The 21,395-nt window shown below is 72.1% G+C and carries 20 protein-coding genes; 16 read left to right on the top strand and 4 right to left on the bottom strand.

Annotated features, from left to right (window positions below; genetic code table 11):
* The first annotated feature begins 44 nt into the window (after window positions 1-44).
* The 10 genes from ACZ6SQ_RS20195 (at window position 45) to ACZ6SQ_RS20150 (ending at window position 10,656) form a co-directional block, all read left to right on the top strand.
* Window positions 45-1,517 (top strand): aldehyde dehydrogenase family protein, encoded by a 1,473-nt coding sequence (locus ACZ6SQ_RS20195; RefSeq protein ID WP_469563780.1) that lies wholly within the window; start codon window positions 45-47, stop codon window positions 1,515-1,517.
* A gap of 50 nt (window positions 1,518-1,567) precedes the next feature.
* A complete protein-coding gene (locus ACZ6SQ_RS20190; protein WP_469563778.1) occupies window positions 1,568-2,656 on the top strand; it encodes an LLM class flavin-dependent oxidoreductase in 1,089 nt (362 codons plus the stop codon).
* Window positions 2,653-3,840 carry a LuxE/PaaK family acyltransferase gene (locus ACZ6SQ_RS20185; RefSeq protein ID WP_469563776.1) on the top strand — a complete coding sequence of 396 codons (1,188 nt, stop codon included), beginning with the start codon at window positions 2,653-2,655 and terminating at the stop codon, window positions 3,838-3,840. Before ACZ6SQ_RS20190 ends, ACZ6SQ_RS20185 begins: the two co-directional genes overlap by 4 nt.
* Window positions 3,841-3,885: 45 nt before the next feature.
* Window positions 3,886-4,797: an alpha/beta hydrolase family protein gene (locus ACZ6SQ_RS20180; protein ID WP_469563774.1), complete on the top strand. Its 912-nt coding sequence runs from the start codon at window positions 3,886-3,888 to the stop codon at window positions 4,795-4,797.
* Complete coding sequence (locus ACZ6SQ_RS20175) at window positions 4,794-5,594, top strand: class I SAM-dependent methyltransferase (protein WP_469563772.1); 801 nt, start codon at window positions 4,794-4,796, stop codon at window positions 5,592-5,594. Before ACZ6SQ_RS20180 ends, ACZ6SQ_RS20175 begins: the two co-directional genes overlap by 4 nt.
* Window positions 5,595-5,632: 38 nt before the next feature.
* A complete protein-coding gene (locus tag ACZ6SQ_RS20170) occupies window positions 5,633-7,189 on the top strand; it encodes an alpha/beta hydrolase (RefSeq protein WP_469563771.1) in 1,557 nt (518 codons plus the stop codon).
* Window positions 7,186-8,754 (top strand): MFS transporter, encoded by a 1,569-nt coding sequence (locus ACZ6SQ_RS20165; protein ID WP_469563769.1) that lies wholly within the window; start codon window positions 7,186-7,188, stop codon window positions 8,752-8,754. Before ACZ6SQ_RS20170 ends, ACZ6SQ_RS20165 begins: the two co-directional genes overlap by 4 nt.
* 5 nt (window positions 8,755-8,759) lie before the next feature.
* On the top strand, window positions 8,760-9,377 hold the full coding sequence (locus ACZ6SQ_RS20160) for a flavin reductase family protein (protein ID WP_469563767.1): 618 nt from the start codon (window positions 8,760-8,762) through the stop codon (window positions 9,375-9,377).
* Between the two features lie 77 nt (window positions 9,378-9,454).
* Complete coding sequence (locus tag ACZ6SQ_RS20155; protein WP_469563765.1) at window positions 9,455-10,366, top strand: HipA family kinase; 912 nt, start codon at window positions 9,455-9,457, stop codon at window positions 10,364-10,366.
* Window positions 10,363-10,656: an Rdx family protein gene (locus tag ACZ6SQ_RS20150; RefSeq protein ID WP_386381525.1), complete on the top strand. Its 294-nt coding sequence runs from the start codon at window positions 10,363-10,365 to the stop codon at window positions 10,654-10,656. The genes ACZ6SQ_RS20155 and ACZ6SQ_RS20150 overlap by 4 nt, the downstream gene beginning before the upstream one ends.
* Here the strand turns inward: ACZ6SQ_RS20150 and aceB are convergent.
* The gene (aceB, locus tag ACZ6SQ_RS20145; RefSeq protein WP_469563762.1) at window positions 10,646-12,268 is read right to left on the bottom strand and encodes a malate synthase A; all 1,623 of its coding nucleotides are present in this window, start codon (window positions 12,266-12,268) and stop codon (window positions 10,646-10,648) included. The genes ACZ6SQ_RS20150 and aceB overlap by 11 nt on opposite strands.
* A 185-nt stretch (window positions 12,269-12,453) precedes the next feature.
* A complete protein-coding gene (locus ACZ6SQ_RS20140; RefSeq protein ID WP_469563757.1) occupies window positions 12,454-13,056 on the bottom strand; it encodes a nucleotidyltransferase family protein in 603 nt (200 codons plus the stop codon).
* Between the two features lie 163 nt (window positions 13,057-13,219).
* On the opposite strand from ACZ6SQ_RS20140, the gene ACZ6SQ_RS20135 reads away from it, so the two are divergent.
* Window positions 13,220-13,537: a DUF5955 family protein gene (locus ACZ6SQ_RS20135; RefSeq protein WP_469563755.1), complete on the top strand. Its 318-nt coding sequence runs from the start codon at window positions 13,220-13,222 to the stop codon at window positions 13,535-13,537.
* 361 nt (window positions 13,538-13,898) lie between these two features.
* Here the strand turns inward: ACZ6SQ_RS20135 and ACZ6SQ_RS20130 are convergent, their stop codons facing one another.
* Complete coding sequence (locus ACZ6SQ_RS20130; RefSeq protein WP_469563752.1) at window positions 13,899-14,690, bottom strand: IclR family transcriptional regulator; 792 nt, start codon at window positions 14,688-14,690, stop codon at window positions 13,899-13,901.
* Window positions 14,691-14,946: 256 nt separating this feature from the next.
* Here ACZ6SQ_RS20130 and allB point away from each other — a divergent pair, with 256 nt between their 5' ends.
* Together allB and alc are read left to right on the top strand one after the other, a co-directional pair.
* Window positions 14,947-16,284: an allantoinase AllB gene (allB, locus tag ACZ6SQ_RS20125; protein WP_469563751.1), complete on the top strand. Its 1,338-nt coding sequence runs from the start codon at window positions 14,947-14,949 to the stop codon at window positions 16,282-16,284.
* Window positions 16,285-16,323: 39 nt separating this feature from the next.
* Window positions 16,324-17,439, top strand: a complete 1,116-nt coding sequence (alc, locus tag ACZ6SQ_RS20120; protein ID WP_469563748.1) for an allantoicase — start codon at window positions 16,324-16,326, stop codon at window positions 17,437-17,439.
* Window positions 17,440-17,573: 134 nt separating this feature from the next.
* Here alc and ACZ6SQ_RS20115 read toward each other — a convergent pair whose 3' ends face one another.
* Complete coding sequence (locus ACZ6SQ_RS20115; protein WP_469563746.1) at window positions 17,574-18,350, bottom strand: SDR family oxidoreductase; 777 nt, start codon at window positions 18,348-18,350, stop codon at window positions 17,574-17,576.
* Window positions 18,351-18,464: 114 nt separating this feature from the next.
* Here ACZ6SQ_RS20115 and ACZ6SQ_RS20110 point away from each other — a divergent pair, with 114 nt between their 5' ends.
* The 3 genes from ACZ6SQ_RS20110 to ACZ6SQ_RS20100 all read left to right on the top strand — a co-directional run bounded on the left by ACZ6SQ_RS20110 (window position 18,465) and on the right by ACZ6SQ_RS20100 (window position 21,096).
* Window positions 18,465-19,286, top strand: coding sequence for an AIM24 family protein (locus tag ACZ6SQ_RS20110; RefSeq protein ID WP_469563744.1), 822 nt, complete (start codon window positions 18,465-18,467; stop codon window positions 19,284-19,286).
* 75 nt (window positions 19,287-19,361) lie between these two features.
* Complete coding sequence (locus ACZ6SQ_RS20105; RefSeq protein ID WP_469563740.1) at window positions 19,362-19,988, top strand: dihydrofolate reductase family protein; 627 nt, start codon at window positions 19,362-19,364, stop codon at window positions 19,986-19,988.
* 202 nt (window positions 19,989-20,190) lie between these two features.
* Window positions 20,191-21,096, top strand: coding sequence for a DMT family transporter (locus ACZ6SQ_RS20100; RefSeq protein WP_469563737.1), 906 nt, complete (start codon window positions 20,191-20,193; stop codon window positions 21,094-21,096).
* Window positions 21,097-21,395 lie beyond the last annotated feature (299 nt).

Raw genomic sequence — 21,395 nt, 5'->3', positions numbered from 1 at the left:
CAGTCGGAATCACCCATCAGCGATACGAAGGAGGGACGACCGCAGTGACCGGTCACGTGGCGCAGCCCGCGCCGACGCAGGGGCAGGCCCGGACGAAGGTGAAGCCCCACCCGTTCATGGTGTGGGGCGAGCGGGTCGAACCCGGCGCGGAGCCCCGCGTCCTGGAGTTTCCCAACGGGGCCAAGGCGGCGGTACCGCGGCTGACGCCGGCGCTCGTCGACCGGCTGCTGGACCCGCCGACCGACCTCGCCGACACCCCGCTCCAGGAGATCATCGCCTACCTCAACCGCATCGGACACCTGTGGAACAACGAGGAGTACGCCCGCCGCAGGCTCTACATCCGTGAACTCAAGCGGATGCACGGCTACTCCCAGCAGATGGCCGACGCCGAGGCCGACCTGATCTCCGCGACCCTGCGCGCCCACGGGCATCTGCACGACATGGTGGCCGTGGAGCTCGGCCACCGGCAGATCATGGACCGCTGGATTCCCCGCGAGGACGCCGAGGTCCGGGCCTACCCGCGCGGCCGCAGCGTGCACATCCTGCCGGGCAACGTGCCGTACTCCACCACGGTCTCGCTGGTCCGCGCCCTGCTGACCAAGAACACCTCGGTGCTCAAGTACGCCGCCGGCGAGCCCGCCACCGCGGTGGTGCTCGCGCAGTCCTTCACCGACATCGACCCCGGCCACCCGGTGACCCGCTCGGTCAGCGCCGTGTTCTGGGAACGCGACAGCGACCTCGGCAGGCGGATCCTCGGCGAGGCCGACGTGATCTGCGCCTGGGGCGGCGCGGAGGCCGTCGAGGCGGCCTACCGCACCTGCTCGCCCGAGGCGGTCGTCGTGCCCTACGGCCCCCGGCGCAGCTTCACGATCGTCGGCAAGGACGCCGACATGGCGCGGGCCACCCGGGGCGTCGCCCACGACGCCTCGATGTACGAGCAGCGGGCCTGCTTCTCCACTCACCAGGTGTTCACCGACGCCGACCCCGAGGAGTTCGCCGACCGCCTCCAGGAAGAGCTGGTCCGCTACGAGGGCATGCTCCCGCGTACCTCGGTCACCGCCGACGAGGCCGCGCAGGCGTCGATGGAGGTCGCCGCCCAGCAGTTCCTCGGCTCACGCGTACGGTCCGGCTCCTGGGGGTCGGTCATCGTCACCGACCCGTCGAACGTCACCGAACTGCCGCCCGCCCGCACGCTGTTCGTGCATCCGGTCGAGGACCTGTCCGAGGTGGCGCGGTGGGTCGACCCGACCGTGCAGACCATCGGACTCGCGCCCTGGTCCCTGCACGAGGAGCTGCGCCACGAGCTGGCGCGGCGCGGCGCCTGCCGGTTCGTCGAGGCCGGTCTCTCGCCGCTGTTCCGCCTCGGCGGCTCGCACGACGGACTTCAGCCGCTCCAGCTGATGACCCGCATGGTCTCGGTCGAGGCCCCACGGCTCGACCACGGCAAGGGCATGGTCGTCCCGATCGACCAGTCGGAGTTCCTCGAGCACCGTCGCCTGCGCGACCTGCTGATGTGACCCGCCGCGCCCTGCCGGTCCTTCCACCCACACCCACTGAGGAGAATCCCATGGACATGGGCATCATGATCACCACCGCCCACCCCGACCACTGGACCGAGACCGAGGTCTTCGACAATTCCATCGACTTCGCCGTCGAGGCGGACAAGCTGGGGTACCAGTCCGCGTGGCTGCTGGAGCACCACTTCACCCGCTACGGCCTGTGCCCCAACACGCTGACCATGGCCGGCTACGTGCTCGGCAAGACCCGTCAGATCAAGGTCGGTACCGCGGTCGTCATCCTCCCGCTGGACCACCCGATCCGGATCGCCGAGCAGACCAACATGCTCGACCAGCTCAGCCACGGCCGCTTCATCCTCGGCGTCGGCCGCGGCTACTTCCCGAAGGACTTCGAGGCCTTCGGCGTCGACCCCGCCAAGTCGCACACCCTCCAGACCGAGTACGTCGACATCATCCGCAAGATCTGGGAGACCGGCAGCGCCAAGTGGGAGGGCGAGGAGATCACCCTCCCCGACGTCACCCCGTTCCCCACCCAGTACACCAGGCCGAACCCGCCGATGTACGGCGTGGGCCAGTCGCCGACCACGATCGAGTGGGCCGCCTCCCGCGGACTGCCGCTGATCATGCCGGTCATCGGCACCTACGAGGCGATGCGCTCCATCATCGAGCTGTACAACGAGACCGCCGAGAGCCACGGCATCGACCCGACCACCGTCGAGCACGCCATGTGCACCGTCGCGCACGTCGCCGAGACCACCCAGAAGGCGCAGGACGAGATCTGGAAGCACATGTGCTGGTGGGAGCAGGAGCACGACGACGCCGCCTTCACCATGGAGCAGCTCCAGAAGCTCCCCAACTACCGCTTCCAGTACGGCGAGTGGCAGGCCGCCGCGCTGCGCGGCGACCGCACCAACGCCGACTTCACCAACTACATGCTGGACAACAGCATCGTCGGCAGCGTCGAGGAGTGCGTCGACCGCATCGGCCGCACCATGGAGGCCACCGGCGTGAAGAACTTCCAGCTCGGCGTCGAGGCCACCCTCAACCGCGACCGGATCCTCGAGAACATGAACATGTTCGCCGAGGAAGTCCTGCCGCGCGTCGGCTGGAAGCCGAACCTCGCCGAGGACGCCCAGTGACGGACCTGAGCGAAGCCCGGCCGGCTCCGTCCCTCGTGCCGGCTCCGTCCCTCGTGCGCACCGGCACCGAGTTCGCCGAACTCGACCGGCTCGTCTTCGAGGAGGAGAACTGGTGGGCGCTGCCCGCAGCCGAACAGGCCGCGCTGCGGCACCGGTTCGTCGCCGCGGCCGTCGAGCACCACCTGGAGCACAACGCCGACTACCGCAGGTTCGCCGAGGCGCGCGGGTTCACCCTCGCCGACCTCGACGAGCCCGCGGGCCTCGCGCGGGTGCCGCAGTTCCCGACCCGGCTGTTCAAGCGGGCCGAGATCCGCAGCGTGCCCGCCCAGGACTGCGACGTGTTCAAGTCCAGCGGCACCAGCGGCACCCGGAGCATGGTCTGGCGCGACGAGCCCTCGCTGGAGCGCCTGGCCGGCTCGCTGCACCCCGAGGGCGACATCTGGCGCACGCTCTACGGCGACATAGACCTCGACGACGACGGCATGATGATCCACCTGGGTCCCGATCGCCGTGAGGCCGACGGGGTCTGGATCAGCTACATCATGACGCTGGTGGAGATGTTCGCCTCCACCACCTCCTACGTCCGCGACGGCGTCCTCCATCTCAAGGACGTCGTAAGGGACTTGGAGAGCGCGCTGGCCGAGGGCCGGTTCGTGTGCGTGGCGGGTCCGCCGGTGTTCGTGGCGGAACTGCTGCGGTACATGGCGGAGAACAGCATCAAGACGGCCGCCGGCGACCGTATGGCGGTGATCACCGGCGGCGGCTGGAAGAAGAGCGAGTCCACCAGGCTCGACCCGGACGAGCTGCGCGTGCTCGCCATGGACACCTTCGGCCTGGCCGACGCCTCGCAGGTGCGCGACGTGTTCAACCAGGTCGAGCTGAACACGGCGTTCATCGAGTGCGAGCACCACCGCAAGCATGTGCCGCCGTGGGTCGAGGTGATCGTCCGCGACCCCCGCGACCTCGCCCCGCTGCCCGCCGGGGAGACCGGCCTGATGTCGTATCTCGACCCGACCGCGCGCAGCTACCCCTGCTTCCTGCTGGCGGAGGACTTCGGCTCCGCCGTCACCGGCGGCTGCCCGTGCGGCCGCGGCGGCACCACCGTCGAGATCCACCGCCGGATGAGGGCCTCCAGCCACCACGGCTGCGCGCTGCGCCTGGCCGAGACCGTCCGCACCGACTGAACACACCACCGCAGGTACCGCAACAGACGAACCGAAGGGGGAGCCATGTCGACAGAGTGCTTCGACGTGAGGACGAAGAACGGCAGGACCGTCGCGGTCTGGCGGGACAGCCCGCCCGACGGGGACACCGGCGGACCCGTCGTCGTCATGGCGCCGGGATTCGGCCAGCGCATGCGCAGCTCCGGCGTGCTCACGCTGATGCTGACCTACAACGGCGCCACCGTGTACCGCTTCGACGCGCTCGACCACGTCGGTCTCAGCGACGGCGAGATCGTCGACTACTCCGTCACCCAGCTGATGGAGGCGCTGACGGCGGTCGTCGACACCGTCCGCGAACGCGAGGGCGTCGACGCCGTGTCGATGGTCGCCACCAGCCTGTCGGCGCTGCCCGTGCTCCAGTTCGCGGCCGAGCGCGGCTGCGCCGACAACATCGCCCTGATGCTGGGCGTGGTCAACGGCCGGCAGACCCTGGTGAAGGTGCTCGACACCGACTACCTGGACTGGGAGCTGGACGACCTGCCCGAGCGGGTGCAGATCGACAAGCACTCCGTCGACCCGCGGCCGATCGTCGCCGAGACCCGGTCCGTCAACTGGTGGGAGCTGTCCGCCACCGTCGACGCACTGTCCGCGCTGGACGTCCCGGTGCGCAACTTCGTCGCCGCCGACGACGACTGGGTCGACATCGCCGACGTACGCCTCGCCTTCGAGAAGTCCGGCCGCGACCAGGACGACGTCGTCGAGGTCGCGGTGTCCGGACACGCCCTGCTGCGCAACCCGGTCGCCCTCAAGAAGCTCCTGACGGACGTCACCCGGTGTGTGATCCCCGGCGAGGGCGAGCCGCTGATGCCGAGCTTCGAGGAGATCGTCGCGCTGCGCGGCTCGGAGCGGGAGCTGGAGCGCGAGCACCTGGCCCGCCGCAGCGGCGCCCCGGAGAAGGCCGCGGAGCAGGCGCGATGACCCCGGACCCGGCGACCGGCGAGCGGCCCGACCCGCACGGCGATCCGACGGCGGACACGACCCTCATGGACGCCGCGTACAGCGGTGTCTACGGCGAGATCTACCGCACGCACTGGTGGTGGCGCGCCCGCGAGCACCAGGTCCTGCACTACGTCGCCAAGCACGCCCGATGGGGCACGCGCCGGGCCAAGGCACTCGACGTGGGCTGCGGCGACGGGTTCATCTGGCGGCACCTGGAACCCTTCGCCGACGTCGAGGGGATCGAGCCGGACCGGGTCCTCGTGTCACCGCACTCGCCGCGGCGCGACCGCATCGAGGTCGCCGACTTCGTCCAGGGCCGTCCGCGCGACGCCGACCACGACCTGGTGCTCCTCCTCGACGTGCTCGAACACATCGAGGACCAGGGCGCGGCGCTGCGCCGGGTGGCCGCCCTGCTCGGCCCCGACGGCCGGGCGGTCGTCACCGTCCCCGCGCTGACGGCCCTGTGGAGCGAGTTCGACGAACTCAGCGGCCACTTCAGGCGCTACACCCGCGCCTCCCTGCGCGCCGCGCTGGAGAGCGCCGGGCTGCGGGTGCTGGAGGTCCGCTACTACTACGCCTGGACCGTGCTGCCGCTGTTCCTGCGCCGGCTGCTGTTCAAGGCCGAGGCCTCCGAGCACAGCCACTTCGTGAAAGCCCCGGCACGGCCGCTGAACCAGCTGATGTACGGGCTCAGCCGCCTCGACCACTGGCTCACCCGCCGACTGCCCGCGCCCGCGGGCAGCTCGCTGATCGCCGTGGTCGCCGCAAAGCCCTGAAGGCTCCCGACAGTTCCTGACAGTTAAGGAAGAGTGACATGGTGCAACATCGTGCGCGGGTCTCCCGCCGCGTCCGGAGGCTGACGGCCGCGGTCTGCGCCACGGCGGTCGCGGCCGTGGTGCTGCCGGGCATCGCCGGGGCCCAGGAGCCGGGCCCCGCCGGCACGGAGCCGATCGCCTGGGCCGACTGCGGCGAGGGTTCCGTCCCCGGCGCCCAGTGCGCGACGGTCCAGGTGCCCCTCGACTGGTCCAGGCCCCGCGGCGAGAAGATCACGCTGGCCCTGTCCCGGCTGCCCGCCCGGGACCCGGCGAACCGGATCGGGCCGCTGCTGTTCAACCCCGGCGGTCCCGGCGGCTCCGGTACGGCAGCGGTCGCCTACAGCGATCTGCTGTCCGCAGCCCCCGAGTTCGCCGAACTGCGCGACCGGTTCGACCTGATCGGCTTCGACCCGCGCGGAGTCGGCGGGAGCACCCCGGTCACCTGCCCGAAGCCGCTGCACGACCCCGCCGTCGGCGCCTTCCCGCGAACCCCCGCCGAACACGCCGGGCTCAAGCGGTTCAACAAGGCGGCCGGCAGCGCCTGCCGGGCCGCCACCGGCGCGCTGATCGACCACGTCGACACCGGCAGCGTCGTCCGCGACGTCGAGGCCCTGCGCAAGGCCGTCGGCGCGGAGAAGATCTCCTACCTGGGACTGTCCTACGGCACCGAGATCGGCTCGCTCTACGCCCAGCGTCATCCCCACCGGGTGCGGGCCATGGTCCTCGACGGCGTCGTCGACCACAGTCTGCCCACCCGCCGAGCCGCCGCCGACGAGGCCCGCGCCACCGAGAAGGCACTGCACCGGTTCGCCGACTGGTGCGCCGCCGACGACAGTTGCGTGCTGAAGGGCGCGGACGCGCTCGCCGTGTACGACGGTGTCCTCGCGGCCGCCGAGGCGACCGGCATCCACGCCTCGGAGCCGGGCCGCAAGGTGAACGCCGAGGAACTCACCAACGGCGCCTACACGTACCTCACCCAGCCCGCCACCTGGCCGTACCTGGCCGGCGCGCTCGCCGCCGCCGCGGGCCTGGGCGGCTCGGACGCCGACGCCTCCGCGCTGGTGGCGCCCGCCTCCTTCCTCCAGCCCGAGTACGACGCCTACCGGACCGTGGGCTGCCACGACTTCGTCTCCCGCACCCCCGGGTTCCCAGACATGAGCGCGCAGGCCGCCCGGCTGAAGCGGATCGCCCCGCACACCTGGCGCTACTCGGAGTTCTGGGACTGGACCAGCGGCTGCACGGGCTGGCCGGTGGCCCCCGCCAACCCGCCCGCTCCCCTCGCCGTGCACGGCGCCCCGCCGGTCCTGCTCGTCAACACCCGCTACGACGCGGCGACTCCGCATGTGTGGGCCGAGCGGCTCGCGGCGCGGATCGAGGGCAGCAGCCTGCTCACCGTCGAGGGCGACGGCCACACCGGCATCCTCAACTCCGGCTGCGCACGCGGCCACGAGGCCCGCTACCTGCTGAGCGGCAGCGTGCCCGCGGCGGGCACCACCTGCGCGCCCTCGCGCTCGGCCGCCGTCACCGAGGCACTCGCGGGAGGTGGACCGCGGTGACCGGGACCCCCGGCGCACCCACCGCCCAGGACACCGAGGCCCCGCACGGCAGGGCGACCTACGAGGAGTGGCTCGGCCTCGTGGTGATCGTGCTGTGCTGCGTCCTCGTGGCGATGGACATCAGCGTGCTCTTCTACGCGGTGCCCTTCGTCGCGGCCGACCTCACCCCCAGCACCTCCGAGCTGCTGTGGGTGATGGACATCTACGGGTTCCTCCTGGCGGGCCTGCTGATCACCATGGGTGCGCTGGGGGACCGGATCGGCCGGCGGCGGCTGCTGATGCTCGGCGCCGCGGGCTTCGGCGCCGCCTCGGTCCTCGCGGCCTACTCCGACAGCCCCGGCATGCTGATCGCGAGCCGGGCGCTGCTCGGGGTCGCCGGGGCGACCCTCGCCCCGTCGACACTGTCCCTGATCCGCAACATGTTCCACGACGAGGGACAGCGCCGCGCGGCGATCGGCGTGTGGACCGCGGGCTTCGCCGCGGGCGCCATGCTCGGCCCCATCACGGCCGGTGTGCTGCTGGAGCACTTCTGGTGGGGCTCGGTGTTCCTCGTCAACGTCCCCGTCATGCTGCTGGTGCTGGCGCTCGGCCCCTTGCTGCTGCCGGAGTACCGCAGCCCCAGCCCCGAGCGCTTCGACCTGTTCGGCGCGGCGCTGTCCCTCGCCGCCGTGCTGCCGGTCGTCTACGGGGCCAAGCGGTTCGCGGAGGGACACACCGACGCACGGGCCGTGGGTGCCGTCCTCGCGGGAATCGCCGTCGGCGTGCTGTTCGTCCAGCGGCAGCGGCGTTCGGCGGACCCGCTCATCGACACCCGGCTGTTCCGCGACCGGGGGTTCAGCACCGCCATCGTCACCACCACGGTCGTGCAGTTCGCCATGCTCGGCATGATGATGCTCAGCTCGCAGTACGCCCTGTCGGTGCTGGGGCTGCGGCCGTTCGTCGCCTCGCTGTGGCAACTGCCCGCGATCCTCACCCTGTTCGCCGGGCTGGCGACGGCCGGGGTGATCGCGCGGCGGGTCCGGCCCGTGTTCGTGGTGTGCGCCGGTCTCGTCGTCGCGTCCGCCGGCTTCGCGGTGATGAGCCTGGTGGACTCCGACGACGGTCTCGCCGTCGTGGTGACCGGTGCCGCCGTGATGACCTTCGGCGTGGGCATGGTCGTCCTGCTCGCCACGGACGTGGTGGTGGCGACGGCCCCGCCGGAGCGGGCCGGATCGGCGTCGGCGCTGTCGGAGACGAGCAACGAGTTCGGCGGCGCGGTCGGCATCGCGATGCTGGGAAGCATCGCGCTCACCGTCTACCGGCAAAAGGTGGACGCGTCGATCCCTCCCGGACTGCCCGACGCCGCCGGGGACGCGGCCCGAGGCACCCTCCAGGCCGCCCTGGAGGTGGCCCGCACCCTGCCGGGCCCCGCCGGGAAGGCACTCGAACAGGGCGGCATCGACGCCTTCACCGACGGACTGCGCGTCGCGGCGCTCACCGGCTCCGCGATCCTGCTGGCCGTCGCGGTGGTCGCGGCGATCGCCCTGAGACCCGTGCGCATCGCGCCCCAGGGCGGAAAGGAGTGACGGGCATGGCCTCCCCCTCGGTCCGCCGCGACATCCGGAGCCACCCGGCGCCCGGACCGGCCGCCGCGCCGACGCCCTCCACCGCCTCCTCCGCCTCCTCCGCCTCCTCCTCCGCCTCCACGGTCGACGGCACGGCGCTGCGCGGCGCCCTGCGGTGCCACCCCTCGGGCGTCGCCGTCCTCACGGCGGCGGGCCCCGAGGGCCCCGCGGGAGTGACGATCACCTCGATGACGTCGATCAGCGCGGAACCGGCACTGGTCTCCTTCGCCCTGGCCGAGTCCTCCTCGACCTGGCACCGGGTCAGGTCCTGCGACTGGTTCGGCATCCAGATCCTGTCCGCGGACCAGCACGACCTGGCGCAGCGCTTCGCCACCACCGGCATCGACCGCTTCGCCCCGCCCACCCGGTGGCACACCGGCCCGCACGGCGTCCCCCTGCTGGACGGCTGCCTCTCCTGGCTGGTCTGCTCGCTGCACGACCGCTACCGCCTGGGCGACCACCATCTGGTCGTCGGCGCGGTCCGCCACACCGTGTCCGGCGCCCCGGGCGACAGCCTGGTACACGTCCACGGCTCGCTCCGGCCGGTCGCGGCCCCGGCGCTCACGGAGGCCGGAGCGGACTGACCTCCCCGACCGGTGGCCTTGCGGACCGCTTCGGTCCGCAACCCTCGGACCTCTCCGGCGGAAACTATGCTCGCCTCATGCTGAGAGAGGTCGTCGCAACCCGCTACATCGAACCCCTGCGCTCCGGTGGCTCCGTCCCCGCGCTCGTGGAGGCCGACGACCTCGGCACCTATGTCGTGAAGTTCACCGGCTCCGCGCAGGGCCACAAGGCGCTGGTCGCCGAGGTGATCGTCGGGGAACTGGCACGGGCGCTGGGTCTGCGCTTCCCCGAGCTGGTGCTCGTCCACTTCGACCCGTCCGTCGCCGCGCACGAGCCGCACCAGGAGGTGCGCGAGCTGCACGGGGCGAGCGCGGGCGTCAACCTCGGCATGGACTTCCTGCCGGGCGCGAAGGACTTCAGCCCGGAGGTCGCGGAGATCTTCCGGGTGGACCCGCTGGAGGCCGGCCGGATCGTGTGGCTGGACGCGCTGACGGTCAACGTCGACCGTACGGTCCACAGCTCCAACCTGATGGTCTGGCCCACGCTGGGCACCGTGCCGCCCCGGCTGTGGCTCATCGACCACGGCGCCGCCCTCGTCTTCCACCACCGCTGGGACGGCGCGGACCCGGGCAAGGCCTACGACTTCCGCCACCACGCCCTCGGCCACTACGGCCCCGACGTGCGGGCCGCCGACGCCGCGCTCGCGCCGAAGGTGACCGAGGAACTGCTGCGCGCGATCCTCGACGAGGTGCCGGAGGCCTGGCTCGACGACACCGGCTTCGCCACGCCCGACGCGGCGCGCGAGGCGTACGTGGCCCACCTCCACGCGCGCGTGCGGGCGTCGGAGAGCTGGCTGCCCACGGATTTCCCCAGCCCGCAGGAGCTCGCCGCCGAGGACGCCCGGCGTGCCGCGCGGACACGGCAGAGCCGGCCGGACTGGCTGAAGCGGGTCCCCGACCTGCACGGCAAGCCGGCCGCGGAACAGGATTGGTCGGTGCACCTGGGATGAGTGGACGGGTTCAGATCGAGTACTGCACCCAGTGCCGGTGGCTGCCGCGCGCGGCCTGGCTGGCGCAGGAGCTGCTCACGACGTTCGAGGCCGACCTGGACGAGCTGTCCCTCAAGCCCGGCACGGGCGGGGTGTTCGTCGTCCGGGTCGACGACGAGGTGGTCTGGGACCGCCGCGAGCAGGGCTTCCCCGAGCCCACGGCGGTCAAGCGCGTCGTACGCGACCGAGTGGCCCCGGGGAAGTCCCTGGGCCACTCGGACCGTTCCGCGCAGGAGGACGTCAGCCCCTGAGCTGCTCGTACGCGGGCAGGGTGAGGAAGTCGACGTAGTCCTCGTCGAGGGCGACCTCCAGGAGCAGGTCGTGCGCCTGCTGCCAGTGGCCGGCCGCGAAGGCCTCCTCGCCGAGCTCCTCGCGCAGGGCGCCCAGCTCCTCGGCGGCGACCTTGCGGGCCAGCTCCGGCGTGGCCCGCTCGCCGTTCTCGAACTCGACGCCGGCGTTGATCCACTGCCAGATCTGCGAGCGGGAGATCTCGGCGGTGGCCGCGTCCTCCATCAGGTTGAAGATGGCGACCGCGCCGAGCCCGCGCAGCCAGGCCTCGATGTAACGGATGCCGACCTGGACGGCGTTGACGAGCCCCTGGTACGTCGGCTTCGCCTCCAGGGAGTCGACGGCGATCAGGTCGGCGGCCTCGACCCGGACGTCCTCGCGCAGCCGGTCCTTCTGGTGGGGCCGGTCGCCGAGCACCTTGTCGAAGGACTCCATGGCGATCGGGACCAGGTCGGGGTGGGCGACCCAGGAGCCGTCGAAACCGTCGCCCGCCTCACGGTCCTTGTCGGCGCGGACCTTCTCGAACGCGACCTTGTTGACCTCGGCGTCACGGCGGGACGGGATGAACGCCGCCATGCCGCCGATCGCGTGCGCGCCGCGCTTGTGGCAGGTGCGCACGAGGAGTTCGGTGTACGCGCGCATGAACGGGGCCGTCATCGTGACCGCGTTGCGGTCCGGCAGCACGAACTTCGGCCCGCCGTCCCGGAAGTTCTTCACGATGGAGAACAGATAGTCCCAGCGGCCCGCGTTCAGCCCCGAGGCGTGGTCGCGCAGTTCGTAGAGGATCTCCTCCATCTCGTACGCCGCCGTGATCGTCTCGATCAGGACGGTCGCGCGCACGGTGCCCTGCGGGATACCGACGTGGTCCTGGGCGAACACGAACACGTCGTTCCAGAGACGGGCCTCCAGATGCGACTCGGTCTTCGGCAGGTAGAAGTACGGGCCCTTGCCGAGGTCCAGCAGGCGCTGGGCGTTGTGGAAGAAGTACAGGCCGAAGTCGACGAACGCGCCGGGCACGGGCTGTCTGTCGACCAGGAGGTGCCGCTCGTCCAGGTGCCAGCCGCGCGGGCGCATGACGACGGTGGCGAGCTCCTCGGGAGCCTTCAGGGCGTACGACTTGCCGCTGCGCTCGTCCGTGAAGTCGATCGAGCGGGTGTAGGCGTCGATCAGGTTGAGCTGACCGGTGACGACGTTCTCCCAGGTGGGCGCGGAGGCGTCCTCGAAGTCCGCGAGCCACACCCGGGCGCCCGAGTTGAGGGCGTTGATGGTCATCTTGCGGTCGGTCGGGCCGGTGATCTCGACACGGCGGTCGTCCAGCGCGGCGGGGGAGGGGGCCACCTTCCAGGAGTCGTCCGCGCGGACGGCCGCCGTCTCCGGGAGGAAGTCGAGCGTGGAGGTGCGGGCGATCTCGGCGCGGCGTTCCGCCCGTCGGGCGAGGAGTTCGTCGCGGCGCGGCGTGAACCGCCGGTGCAGCTCCGCCACGAAGGCTAGCGCCGCGTCGGTGAGGACCTCTTCCTGCCGGGGCAGGGGCTCGGCGTCGACGACGGCCGACGGAGACGGCGCTGGTGCGGACATGAGCTGTCACTTCCTTCAGCGGTGGCACCGGGTGCCTGGAGGTACGTATAGGGAGATTTCACACCCGCTGTGCGGCCGGGTGCTTCTGATCAGTGGATAGTAGTTTCCTCATCGTGGAACTTCAATGGTTTGTTGATATCGAGATTCTCCGGGTCGAGGGAAGGTGGCGCACGGTGCCACCCCGTTCACTCAAGGTGGCCCAGGTCCGCCTCGGTGTCGATGTCATGGGCCTCGGCCACGTCACCGCACTCCACCAGCGTGACCCCGCCCGCGTGTGCGCGCAGGTAGTCGCGCGCCCCGCGGTCGCCCCGCGCGCTCGCCGCGACGCCCGCCCAGTGGGCCGACCCGAACAGCACGGGATGGCCGCGCACCCCGTCGTAGGAGGCCGCGACCAGGGAGTCCTCGCCGTCCCAGGCGGCCCTCACCCGGCTCATCGCGGCGGCGCCGACGCCCGGCTGGTCGACTAGTGACACGAGCGCGGCCCGCGCCGCGGTCGGCTCCAGGGAGGCGAGCCCGGCGCGCAGCGAGGAGCCCATGCCCTCCTCCCACTCCGGGTTGTCCACCAGTACGCATCCGGCCAGCTCGGCACGTTCACGCACCGTGCCGGCACTGGCGCCCAGCACCACGTGCACCCGTGTGCAGCCGGCCGCGCGCAGCGCCGCGACGGCGTGTTCCACCAGGGGGCGGCCGCGGTGGACCAGCAGGGCCTTGGGCCGCCCGCCGAGCCGCCGCCCGCCGCCCGCCGCGAGCACCAGTCCCGCGACCGGGTCCTCGATCTGTTCGGTCATGGCTCCTGCATACCTGACAGCGCGTCAACCGCGCGTCCCCGCCAGGCGGAATTTCGCGCTGAGTGGTGGCGCATGTGCAGCGGGTGGCGTTTACTGGCCCGCGAGCCGCCGGGCGGCGAGGGGTGGGCGCGACGACAGGCCCTGGGCGGGCCGGGGGAGGATCATGTTGCGGAGCTTGGGGCAGAGGCCGGTGACGGGCAGCGACGAGGATCCCAGAGTGGCGGGCCTGCGGACCGCGGTGTCCCGGCTGCGCCGCGAACTGGCCGCGTATCCGGCCGAGTTCCCCGACCGCGCCGTCGCGGAGGACGAACTCGCCGCGCTCGCCGCCATGGCCACGCACGGCACCCCCGAGATCCCCCGCCTGCGCGGCTCCCTCCTCCTGATAGCAAGCGCCCTGGGCAGCGTGAGCGCCCTGACAGGACCCCTCTCAGAGGTACGCGCAGCGGTAGAAATCTTCGGCAGCCCACAACCCAGACCCTGACCCCCGCGACACCCCGGAACCCAACCGCCCCAGAAGGGGCGCGAGGAACTGCGCGACCGGCCACGATGCACGCGCACCCACCCACGGCCAAGGGGTGCGGGGAACGGCGCAACCACCCACGACGCACCCGCACCCGCCCACGGGAATGGGGGCGCGGGGAACTGCGCGAAAAGCCACGACGCACCCGCACCCGGCCGACGGTTCAGGGGCGCGGGGAACTGCGCAAACCCCCCACGCACCCGCACGGGCACTCCCACTCCCACCCGCAGGGACACTCGCACCCACGCCCGCCGACAAGACCCCCGCCGACAAGCCCCCCACAGACAAGACAAGCTGCCGCGCCCCACCACGCGTCAAAAAGCTACGCCCCAGAACTGACCAGCGCCTGAGACAACTCCCCGGCCACTTCCTGAAGCACCGGCACGATCACATCCGTCGCCCCCTCGGTGACCCGCCCCGCGGGCCCGGAGATGGAAATGGCCGCTGCCGTGGGGGAGTCGGGCACCGGCACCGCGAGACAGCGCACCCCGATCTCCTGCTCGTTGTCGTCGACGGCGTACCCGAGCCGGCGTACCTCCGCGAGCGCGGCGAGGAACCCGTCCGGCGTGGTGATCGTCTTCTCGGTCGCGGCCGGCATACCCGTACGGGCCAGCAGCGCCCGCACCTCGTCGTCCGGGAAACTCGCGAGCAGGGCCTTGCCGACCCCCGTGGAGTGCGGCAGCACCCGACGGCCCACCTCGGTGAACATGCGCATGGAGTGCTTCGAGGGCACCTGCGCGACATACACGATCTCGTCGCCGTCCAGCAGGGCCATGTTCGCCGTCTCCCCGGTCTCCTCGACCAGCCGGGCGAGATAGGGCCGGGCCCAGGTGCCGAGCAGCCGGGAGGCCGACTCGCCGAGGCGGATCAGCCGGGGGCCGAGGGCGTACCGGCGGTTGGGCTGCTGGCGGACGTAACCGCAGGCCACCAGGGTCCGCATCAGGCGGTGGATGGTGGGCAGCGGCAGCCCGCTGCTGGCCGACAGCTCGCTCAGCCCGACCTCGCCCCCGGCGTCCGCCATCCGCTCCAGGAGGTCGAAGGCGCGCTCGAGGGACTGGACCCCGCCCGTGGCGGACTTGGCGGAGCCGTTGGTGCTGGCGCTGGACGTCGGCACGGCGCGTTCCTTTCGGGACTGGCGAGAGGGCTGAAGCCTACCCGGCGGCCGGTCGACTCCCCTGTTGTGCGTAACTACGTTCCACTCAACGGAATTCTACTTCCGTCTTGTGAAAACGTCCAGGAAGTGCGCGCCGGGTGCACTGTGGAGGGGTCCGCTCTTGACGGGGCTCCGGCGGAGGTGAAGACTCCTGAGAAGCTTCAACAGACTGTTGAATTTTGTTACGCGGAAGTAAACGCGGCAGAGAGGGGTCCGGGTGTCCGACGCTGAACTGGTGCTGCGCTCGACGCGCGTCATCACGCCCGAGGGGACGCGCGCCGCGTCGGTGGCGGTCGCCGACGGCACCATCACCGCCGTACTGCCGTACGACGCCCCCGTACCGGCCGGTGCCCGGCTGGAGGACCTCGGCGACCACGTGCTGCTGCCCGGCCTGGTCGACACCCATGTGCACGTCAACGACCCGGGCCGCACGGAGTGGGAGGGCTTCTGGACCGCCACCCGCGCGGCGGCGGCCGGCGGCATCACCACCCTCGTGGACATGCCGCTCAACTCCCTCCCGCCGACCACCACGGTCGACAACCTCCGGGTCAAACAGCAGGTGGCCGCCGACAAGGCGCACATCGACGTCGGATTCTGGGGCGGCGCCCTGCCCGACAACGTCAAGGATCTGCGCCCGCTGCACGACTCGGGTGTCTTCGGCTTCAAGGCCTTCCTGTCGCCGTCCGGCGTGGACGAGTTCCCCCACCTGGACCAGGACCGGCTGGCCCTGTCCCTCGCCGAGATCGCCTCCTTCGACGGCCTGCTGATCGTGCACGCCGAGGACCCGCACCACCTGGCCGCCGCCCCGCAGCAGGGCGGCCCGAAGTACGCCGACTTCCTCGCCAGCCGCCCGCGCGACGCCGAGGACACCGCCGTCGCCCAGCTCATCGCCCAGGCGAAGCGGCTGCGCGCCCGCGTGCACGTCCTGCACCTGTCCTCCGCCGACGCGCTGCCGCTGATCGCCGCGGCCAGGGCCGAGGGCGTCCGCCTCACGGTGGAGACCTGCCCGCACTACCTCACCCTGACCGCCGAGGAAGTCCCGGACGGCGCGAGCGAGTTCAAGTGCTGCCCGCCCATCCGCGAGGCCGCCAACCAGGACCTGCTCTGGCAGGCGCTCGCCGACGGCGTCATCGACTGCGTGGTCACCGACCACTCCCCGTCCACCGCCGACCTGAAGACCGGCGACTTCGCCACCGCCTGGGGTGGCATCTCCGGCCTCCAGCTCAGCCTGGCCGCCGTGTGGACCGAGGCGCGCAGGCGGGGCCACGCCCTGGAGGACGTCGTCCGCTGGATGTCCACGCGCACGGCCGAACTCGCCGGCCTGGCCAGCAAGGGCGCCATCGAGGCCGGCCGCGACGCCGACTTCGCCGTGCTCGCCCCCGACGAGACGTTCACCGTCGACCCCGCCGCTCTCCAGCACCGCAACCGTGTCACCGCGTACGCCGGCAAGACCCTCCACGGAGTCGTGAAGTCCACCTGGCTGCGCGGCGAACGCATCGTCGCCGACGGCGAGTTCACCGAGCCGAAGGGACGACTGCTCACCCGGACCGACTGAATCCCACCCACCGAGCTTCGAAAGGCAGACCTGATCACTGTGACGGCGACACCCCGCTTCACCGGCGACGCGAACCCCTACGGAGGCGGCGACCCGTTCGCGGACTACCGCACCGCCGACTTCCCCTTCACCCAGTACGCCAATCTCGCCGACCGGCAGCTCGGGGCCGGGGTCGTCGCGGCCAACGACGAGTTCTTCGCCCAGCGCGAGAACCTGCTGGTGCCCGAGCGCGCCGAGTTCGACCCGGAGCACTTCGGCCACAAGGGCAAGATCATGGACGGCTGGGAGACGCGGCGCCGGCGCGGCACGTCCGCCGAGCACCCCTGGCCCACGGCCGACGACCACGACTGGGCGCTGATCCGCCTCGGCGCACCCGGCGTGATCCGCGGCATCGTCGTCGACACGGCCCACTTCCGCGGCAACTACCCGCAGGCCGTGTCGGTCGAGGGAACCTCCGTACCGGGCTCGCCCTCCCCGGAGGAACTGCTCGGTGGCGACGTGAAGTGGACGACCCTCGTCCCGCGCACCCCCGTGGGCGGCCACGCGGCGAACGGCTTCACCGTCTCGGCGGAACAGCGCTTCACCCACCTGCGCGTCAACCAGCACCCCGACGGCGGCATAGCCCGCCTCCGGGTCCACGGCGAGGTCGTGCCCGACCCGCGGTGGCTGGCCGTCCTCGGCACCTTCGACGTGGTCGCGCTGGAGAACGGCGGCCAGGTCGAGGACGCCTCGAACCTCTTCTACTCGCCCGCCACCAACACCATCCAGCCCGGTCGCTCCCGCAAGATGGACGACGGCTGGGAGACCCGCCGCCGCCGCGACCAGGGCAACGACTGGATCCGCTACCGCCTCGCCGCCCAGTCGCGGATCCGTGCCATCGAGATCGACACGGCGTACCTGAAGGGCAACAGCGCGGGCTGGGCCTCGGTGTCGGTGAAGGACGGCGAGGACGGGCCGTGGACGGAGGTCCTCCCGCGCACCCGCCTCCAGCCCGACACCAACCACCGCTTCGTCCTGCCCGAACCGGCCGTGGGCAGCCACGCGCGCGTGGACATCTACCCCGACGGCGGCATCTCCCGCCTGCGCCTCCACGGCTCCCTGACCGAACAGGGCACAGCCGCCCTGGCGGCCCGCCACCAGGAACTCGGCGGCTGACCGGCCGGTCGGCCGCGTACGGCGCGGCCCCGACCCACCCACCGCAGCAGGCGCCGCGAATCCGAGGGCGCACCGGCCCCGAAACAACACCGGTGCGCCCCCGCCACACGTCACGCCACACGTCACGCGGGACGTCACGCCGCGTGGCCCCCGTCGACGGAGAACTCCGCGCCCGTGACGTACGCCGCGTCCGGCCCCGCCAGATAGGCGACCATCGCCGCCACCTCGTCGGCCGTGCCGAAGCGCCCGAGGGCCGTCAGGGCCCGCTGTCCGGCCGCGTACGGCCCGTCCGCCGGGTTCATGTCGGTGTCGGTGGGCCCCGGGTGGACGACGTTGACGGTGATCCGGCGCGGACCGAGCTCACGGGCGAGCGCCTTCGACAGACCGTTCAGCGCGGCCTTGCCGGTCGCGTAGAGCGTCCCGCCGGGGCCGGGCACCCGCTGGGTCATACAGGTCCCGATCATGATGATCCGCCCGCCGTCCGCCATGCGCCCCGCCGCCGCCTGCGAGGCCAGGAACACCCCGCGCACGTTCACCGCGAGCAGCCGGTCCACGTCCCCGAGCGCCAGCTCCTCGATCGGCCCCAGCACCCCGATGCCCGCGTTGTTCACCAGCACGTCGAGCCGGCCCAGCGCGTCGGCCGCCGCGTGCACCGCCCCGGCCGCCTCCGCCGCGTCCCCGGCGTCCGCGCGCAGGGCCACCGCGCGGCGCCCCAGCGCCTCCACCGCCCGGGCGACCTCGTGGGCCGCCTCCTTGCCGTTCACATAGCTCAGCGCCACATCGGCCCCCGCCCGCGCCAGCCGCAGCGCGGTCGCCGCGCCGATCCCGCGACTGCCACCGGTGACCAGGGCCACCTTGCCGTGCAGGGGTACGTCCGTAGTGTTCGGCGTCGTCTCGTGCGTCGTCGTCATACGACCATCTCAGCGGCGCGCGCGCCCGGACGCTGGCGGGGAACGGACATCGACCACAAGGGGGACGGGCACCCCCGGCCGGAACTCGGTGCTCCGGCGAGCCGTTCCCCTGGTGTGACTCTTCAGCAAGAGATCGTCGGCAACGCCATGCAGATGGCGGTCGTGAGCCTCGCGCCGGGCCAGACCGTGTACTGCGAGGCGGGCAAGTTCCTGTTCAAGACGTCCGACGTGACGATGGAGACCCGGCTCAGCGGCCCGTCGGCCGGAGGCGGGCAGCAGAGCGGCCAGAGCGGCTCCCCGTCCAGAGGCAGCGGCCTGCTCCGCCAGGCGATGGGCACCGCCATGCAGGTCGGCCAGCGCGTGATGGCGGGCGAGTCGCTGGCCTTCCAGTACTTCACCGCGCGGGGCGGCGAGGGCACGGTCGCCTTCGCGGGAGTGCTCCCCGGGGAGATGCGCGCCCTGGAACTGGACGGCACGCGCGCGTGGTTCGCCGAGAAGGACGCCTTCGTGGCCGCCGAGTCGACCGTCGACTTCGGCATCGCCTTCCAGGGCGGCCGCACGGGCACCAAGGGCGGGGAGGGTTTCGTCCTGGAGAAGTTCACCGGCCGGGGCACCGTGATCATCGCTGGCGCGGGCAACTTCATCGACCTCGACCCGGCCGACTTCGGCGGCCGCGTCGAGGTCGACACCGGCTGCGTGGTCGCCTTCGAGGACGGCATCCGGTACGGCGTCCAGCGCGTCGGCGGCCTCGACCGCCAGGGCATGATGAACGCCGTGTTCGGCGGCGAGGGCCTGTCCCTGGCCACCCTGGAGGGCAACGGCCGGGTCATCCTCCAGTCCCTCACCATCGAGGGCCTGGCCAACGCCCTGCGCAAGGCCCAGGGCGGCGACAAGCAGGGCCCGACCGGGGGACTCTTCTCCACGCACCAGGGCTGAACCGATGAGTTGCGGGGCCCGGCGGGGTCTGACCTGATGAGAACCGACCCCGCACCCCGGAAAGAGGCACCCGCCATGGGCAAGCTCGTCTCCACCGTCTTCGTCACCCTCGACGGCGTCTACCAGGGTCCCGGTGCCCCCCAGGAGGACACCACCGGCGGCTTCGGCCAGGGCGGCTGGGTCGTGCCCTACGCCGACGAGGACTTCGGCGCCTTCATCAACGAGGTGTTCGCCGGGCCGGGCGCGTTCCTGCTCGGCCGCCGCACGTACGACATCTTCGCCTCCTACTGGCCCCGGATCACCGACCCGGCGGACCCGGTCGCCACCAAGCTGAACGCACTGCCGAAGTACGTCGTCTCCACCACCCTCGACACCCCCGGCTGGGCCGGCACCACCGTGATCAGCGGCGACCTCGCCAAGGAGATCGCCGGCCTCAAGGAGCGCACCGACGGCGAGGTGCAGGTCCACGGCAGCGGCGCCCTGGTCGGCAGCCTGCTCGACCTCGGGCTCGTCGACACCCTGCACCTGCTGACCTTCCCCGTGGTCCTCGGCGAGGGCATGCGCCTGTTCCGCGAGGGCGGCGTCCCGACCGCGTTCCGGCACACCGGCGGCCGCGTCACCCCGGCCGGCGTCTCCCTCCAGACGTACGACCTGGCGGGCCGGCCCGAGTTCGGCACCTTCGACCTGCCCCCGGAGGCCTGATCCGCGAGGGCGCCCGCACCCGTCGGACCATGGCACCCGCACCCGTCGGACCGGGGCGCGCGCACGTCCCACCAGGGCACCCGCACCCGTCGAAAAGGGGCTGGTCGAGAGATCATCCGTGCGGGTACGGTGACCGTTCCCGTGCGAGCCGCCGCCGTCTCCACGCCCGTTTGCCCGCTGGAGACCGGGAGCCGCATCCGCCGTGTCGACGATCGCCGTACCCTCCGCCCTCGCACCCCGCCGAGCCTGGCTCGTCGACCTGCCCCTGCTGCTGGTCGCCGTCGTCTGGGGCGCGAGCTATCTCGCCGCCAAGGACGTCACCACCGCCCGCACGGTCCTCGCCGTGCTGGTGCTGCGCTTCGCCCTCGTCCTGCCGGTGCTGCTGCTCGCCTCCTGGCGGTCGCTGCGCGCGCTGACGGCCGCTCAGTGGCGGGGCGCCGGTCTGCTGGGGCTGATCCTGAGCGGCATCTTCCTGCTGGAGACGTACGGGGTGGTGCACACCTCGGCGACCAACGCGGGCCTGATCATCAGCCTCACCATGATCTTCACGCCGCTCGCCGAGGCGGCCGTCACCCGGGAGCGCCCGTCCCGGGCCTTCCTCGGCGCGGCAGCCCTGTCGGTGCTCGGCGTCGTGCTGCTCACCCAGGGCGGCGGCTTCACCCGGCCCGCGGCGGGCGATGTGCTGATGCTGCTGGCCGCGCTCGCCCGGACGGTGCACGTCCTGGTGATGGCCCGGCTGAAGTCGGTGCGGGGCGCCGGTGCGCTGGAGCTGACCACCGTTCAGCTGGGCACCGCCGTGGTGGTGTTCGCGCTGCTGTCCACCGGCTCCGACGCGACGCCGTGGGGCACCGCGGCGGACTTCGGGCCGCGTGAGTGGGCCGCGCTGCTGTTCCTGGCCGTCCTGTGCACGCTGTTCGCCTTCTTCGTGCAGATGTGGGCCGTCCGCCGCACCTCCCCCTCGCGGGTCAGCCTGCTGCTGGGCACCGAGCCGCTGTGGGCGGCCGCGGCCGGTATCGCGGTGGGCGGGGAACGGCTGGGCGCGGCGGGGCTGCTGGGCGGGGCGCTGGTGCTGATGGGAACGGCGTGGGGGCGCAGGGCTGCGGGCTGACTCCCCGGAGCGGCGGGGGCGGCGGGTCAACTCCCAAGAACGGCAGGCCCGTGGGTTAACTCCCTGAAAACTCAGGGGACGGGACGGGAAACTCCTCCTCCTTGTCATTGACATGCCACTGTCTACGCGCGTCATCATGAACCCATGAGATTCCCCCCACGGATCACTCGTACCGGAGCCGTCGCAGTGCTGCTGGGCGATCGGGCCGGGCGCGTCACGGTCCCCTGAGGAACGGCGCGCACGAGCGCCGGAGGCCCGGGCCGCGTTCACCCGGACCTCCGGCACCCCACCGTCCCGCC

This window comes from Streptomyces sp. NPDC048600 (genome assembly GCF_055587025.1).
This window is presented reverse-complemented; position numbering and strand designations above follow the sequence as displayed.

Excerpts from the sequence above, each read along its gene's own strand:
- ACZ6SQ_RS20190 (WP_469563778.1), top strand. The coding sequence starts at position 1,568 with ATGGACATGGGCATCATGATCACCACCGCCCACCCCGACCACTGGACC.
- ACZ6SQ_RS20180 (WP_469563774.1), top strand. The coding sequence starts at position 3,886 with ATGTCGACAGAGTGCTTCGACGTGAGGACGAAGAACGGCAGGACCGTC.
- ACZ6SQ_RS20175 (WP_469563772.1), top strand. The coding sequence starts at position 4,794 with ATGACCCCGGACCCGGCGACCGGCGAGCGGCCCGACCCGCACGGCGAT.
- ACZ6SQ_RS20170 (WP_469563771.1), top strand. The coding sequence starts at position 5,633 with ATGGTGCAACATCGTGCGCGGGTCTCCCGCCGCGTCCGGAGGCTGACG.
- ACZ6SQ_RS20160 (WP_469563767.1), top strand. The coding sequence starts at position 8,760 with ATGGCCTCCCCCTCGGTCCGCCGCGACATCCGGAGCCACCCGGCGCCC.
- ACZ6SQ_RS20155 (WP_469563765.1), top strand. The coding sequence starts at position 9,455 with ATGCTGAGAGAGGTCGTCGCAACCCGCTACATCGAACCCCTGCGCTCC.
- ACZ6SQ_RS20150 (WP_386381525.1), top strand. The coding sequence starts at position 10,363 with ATGAGTGGACGGGTTCAGATCGAGTACTGCACCCAGTGCCGGTGGCTG.
- aceB (WP_469563762.1), bottom strand. The coding sequence starts at position 12,268 with ATGTCCGCACCAGCGCCGTCTCCGTCGGCCGTCGTCGACGCCGAGCCC.
- ACZ6SQ_RS20140 (WP_469563757.1), bottom strand. The coding sequence starts at position 13,056 with ATGACCGAACAGATCGAGGACCCGGTCGCGGGACTGGTGCTCGCGGCG.
- ACZ6SQ_RS20135 (WP_469563755.1), top strand. The coding sequence starts at position 13,220 with ATGTTGCGGAGCTTGGGGCAGAGGCCGGTGACGGGCAGCGACGAGGAT.
- ACZ6SQ_RS20115 (WP_469563746.1), bottom strand. The coding sequence starts at position 18,350 with ATGACGACGACGCACGAGACGACGCCGAACACTACGGACGTACCCCTG.
- ACZ6SQ_RS20105 (WP_469563740.1), top strand. The coding sequence starts at position 19,362 with ATGGGCAAGCTCGTCTCCACCGTCTTCGTCACCCTCGACGGCGTCTAC.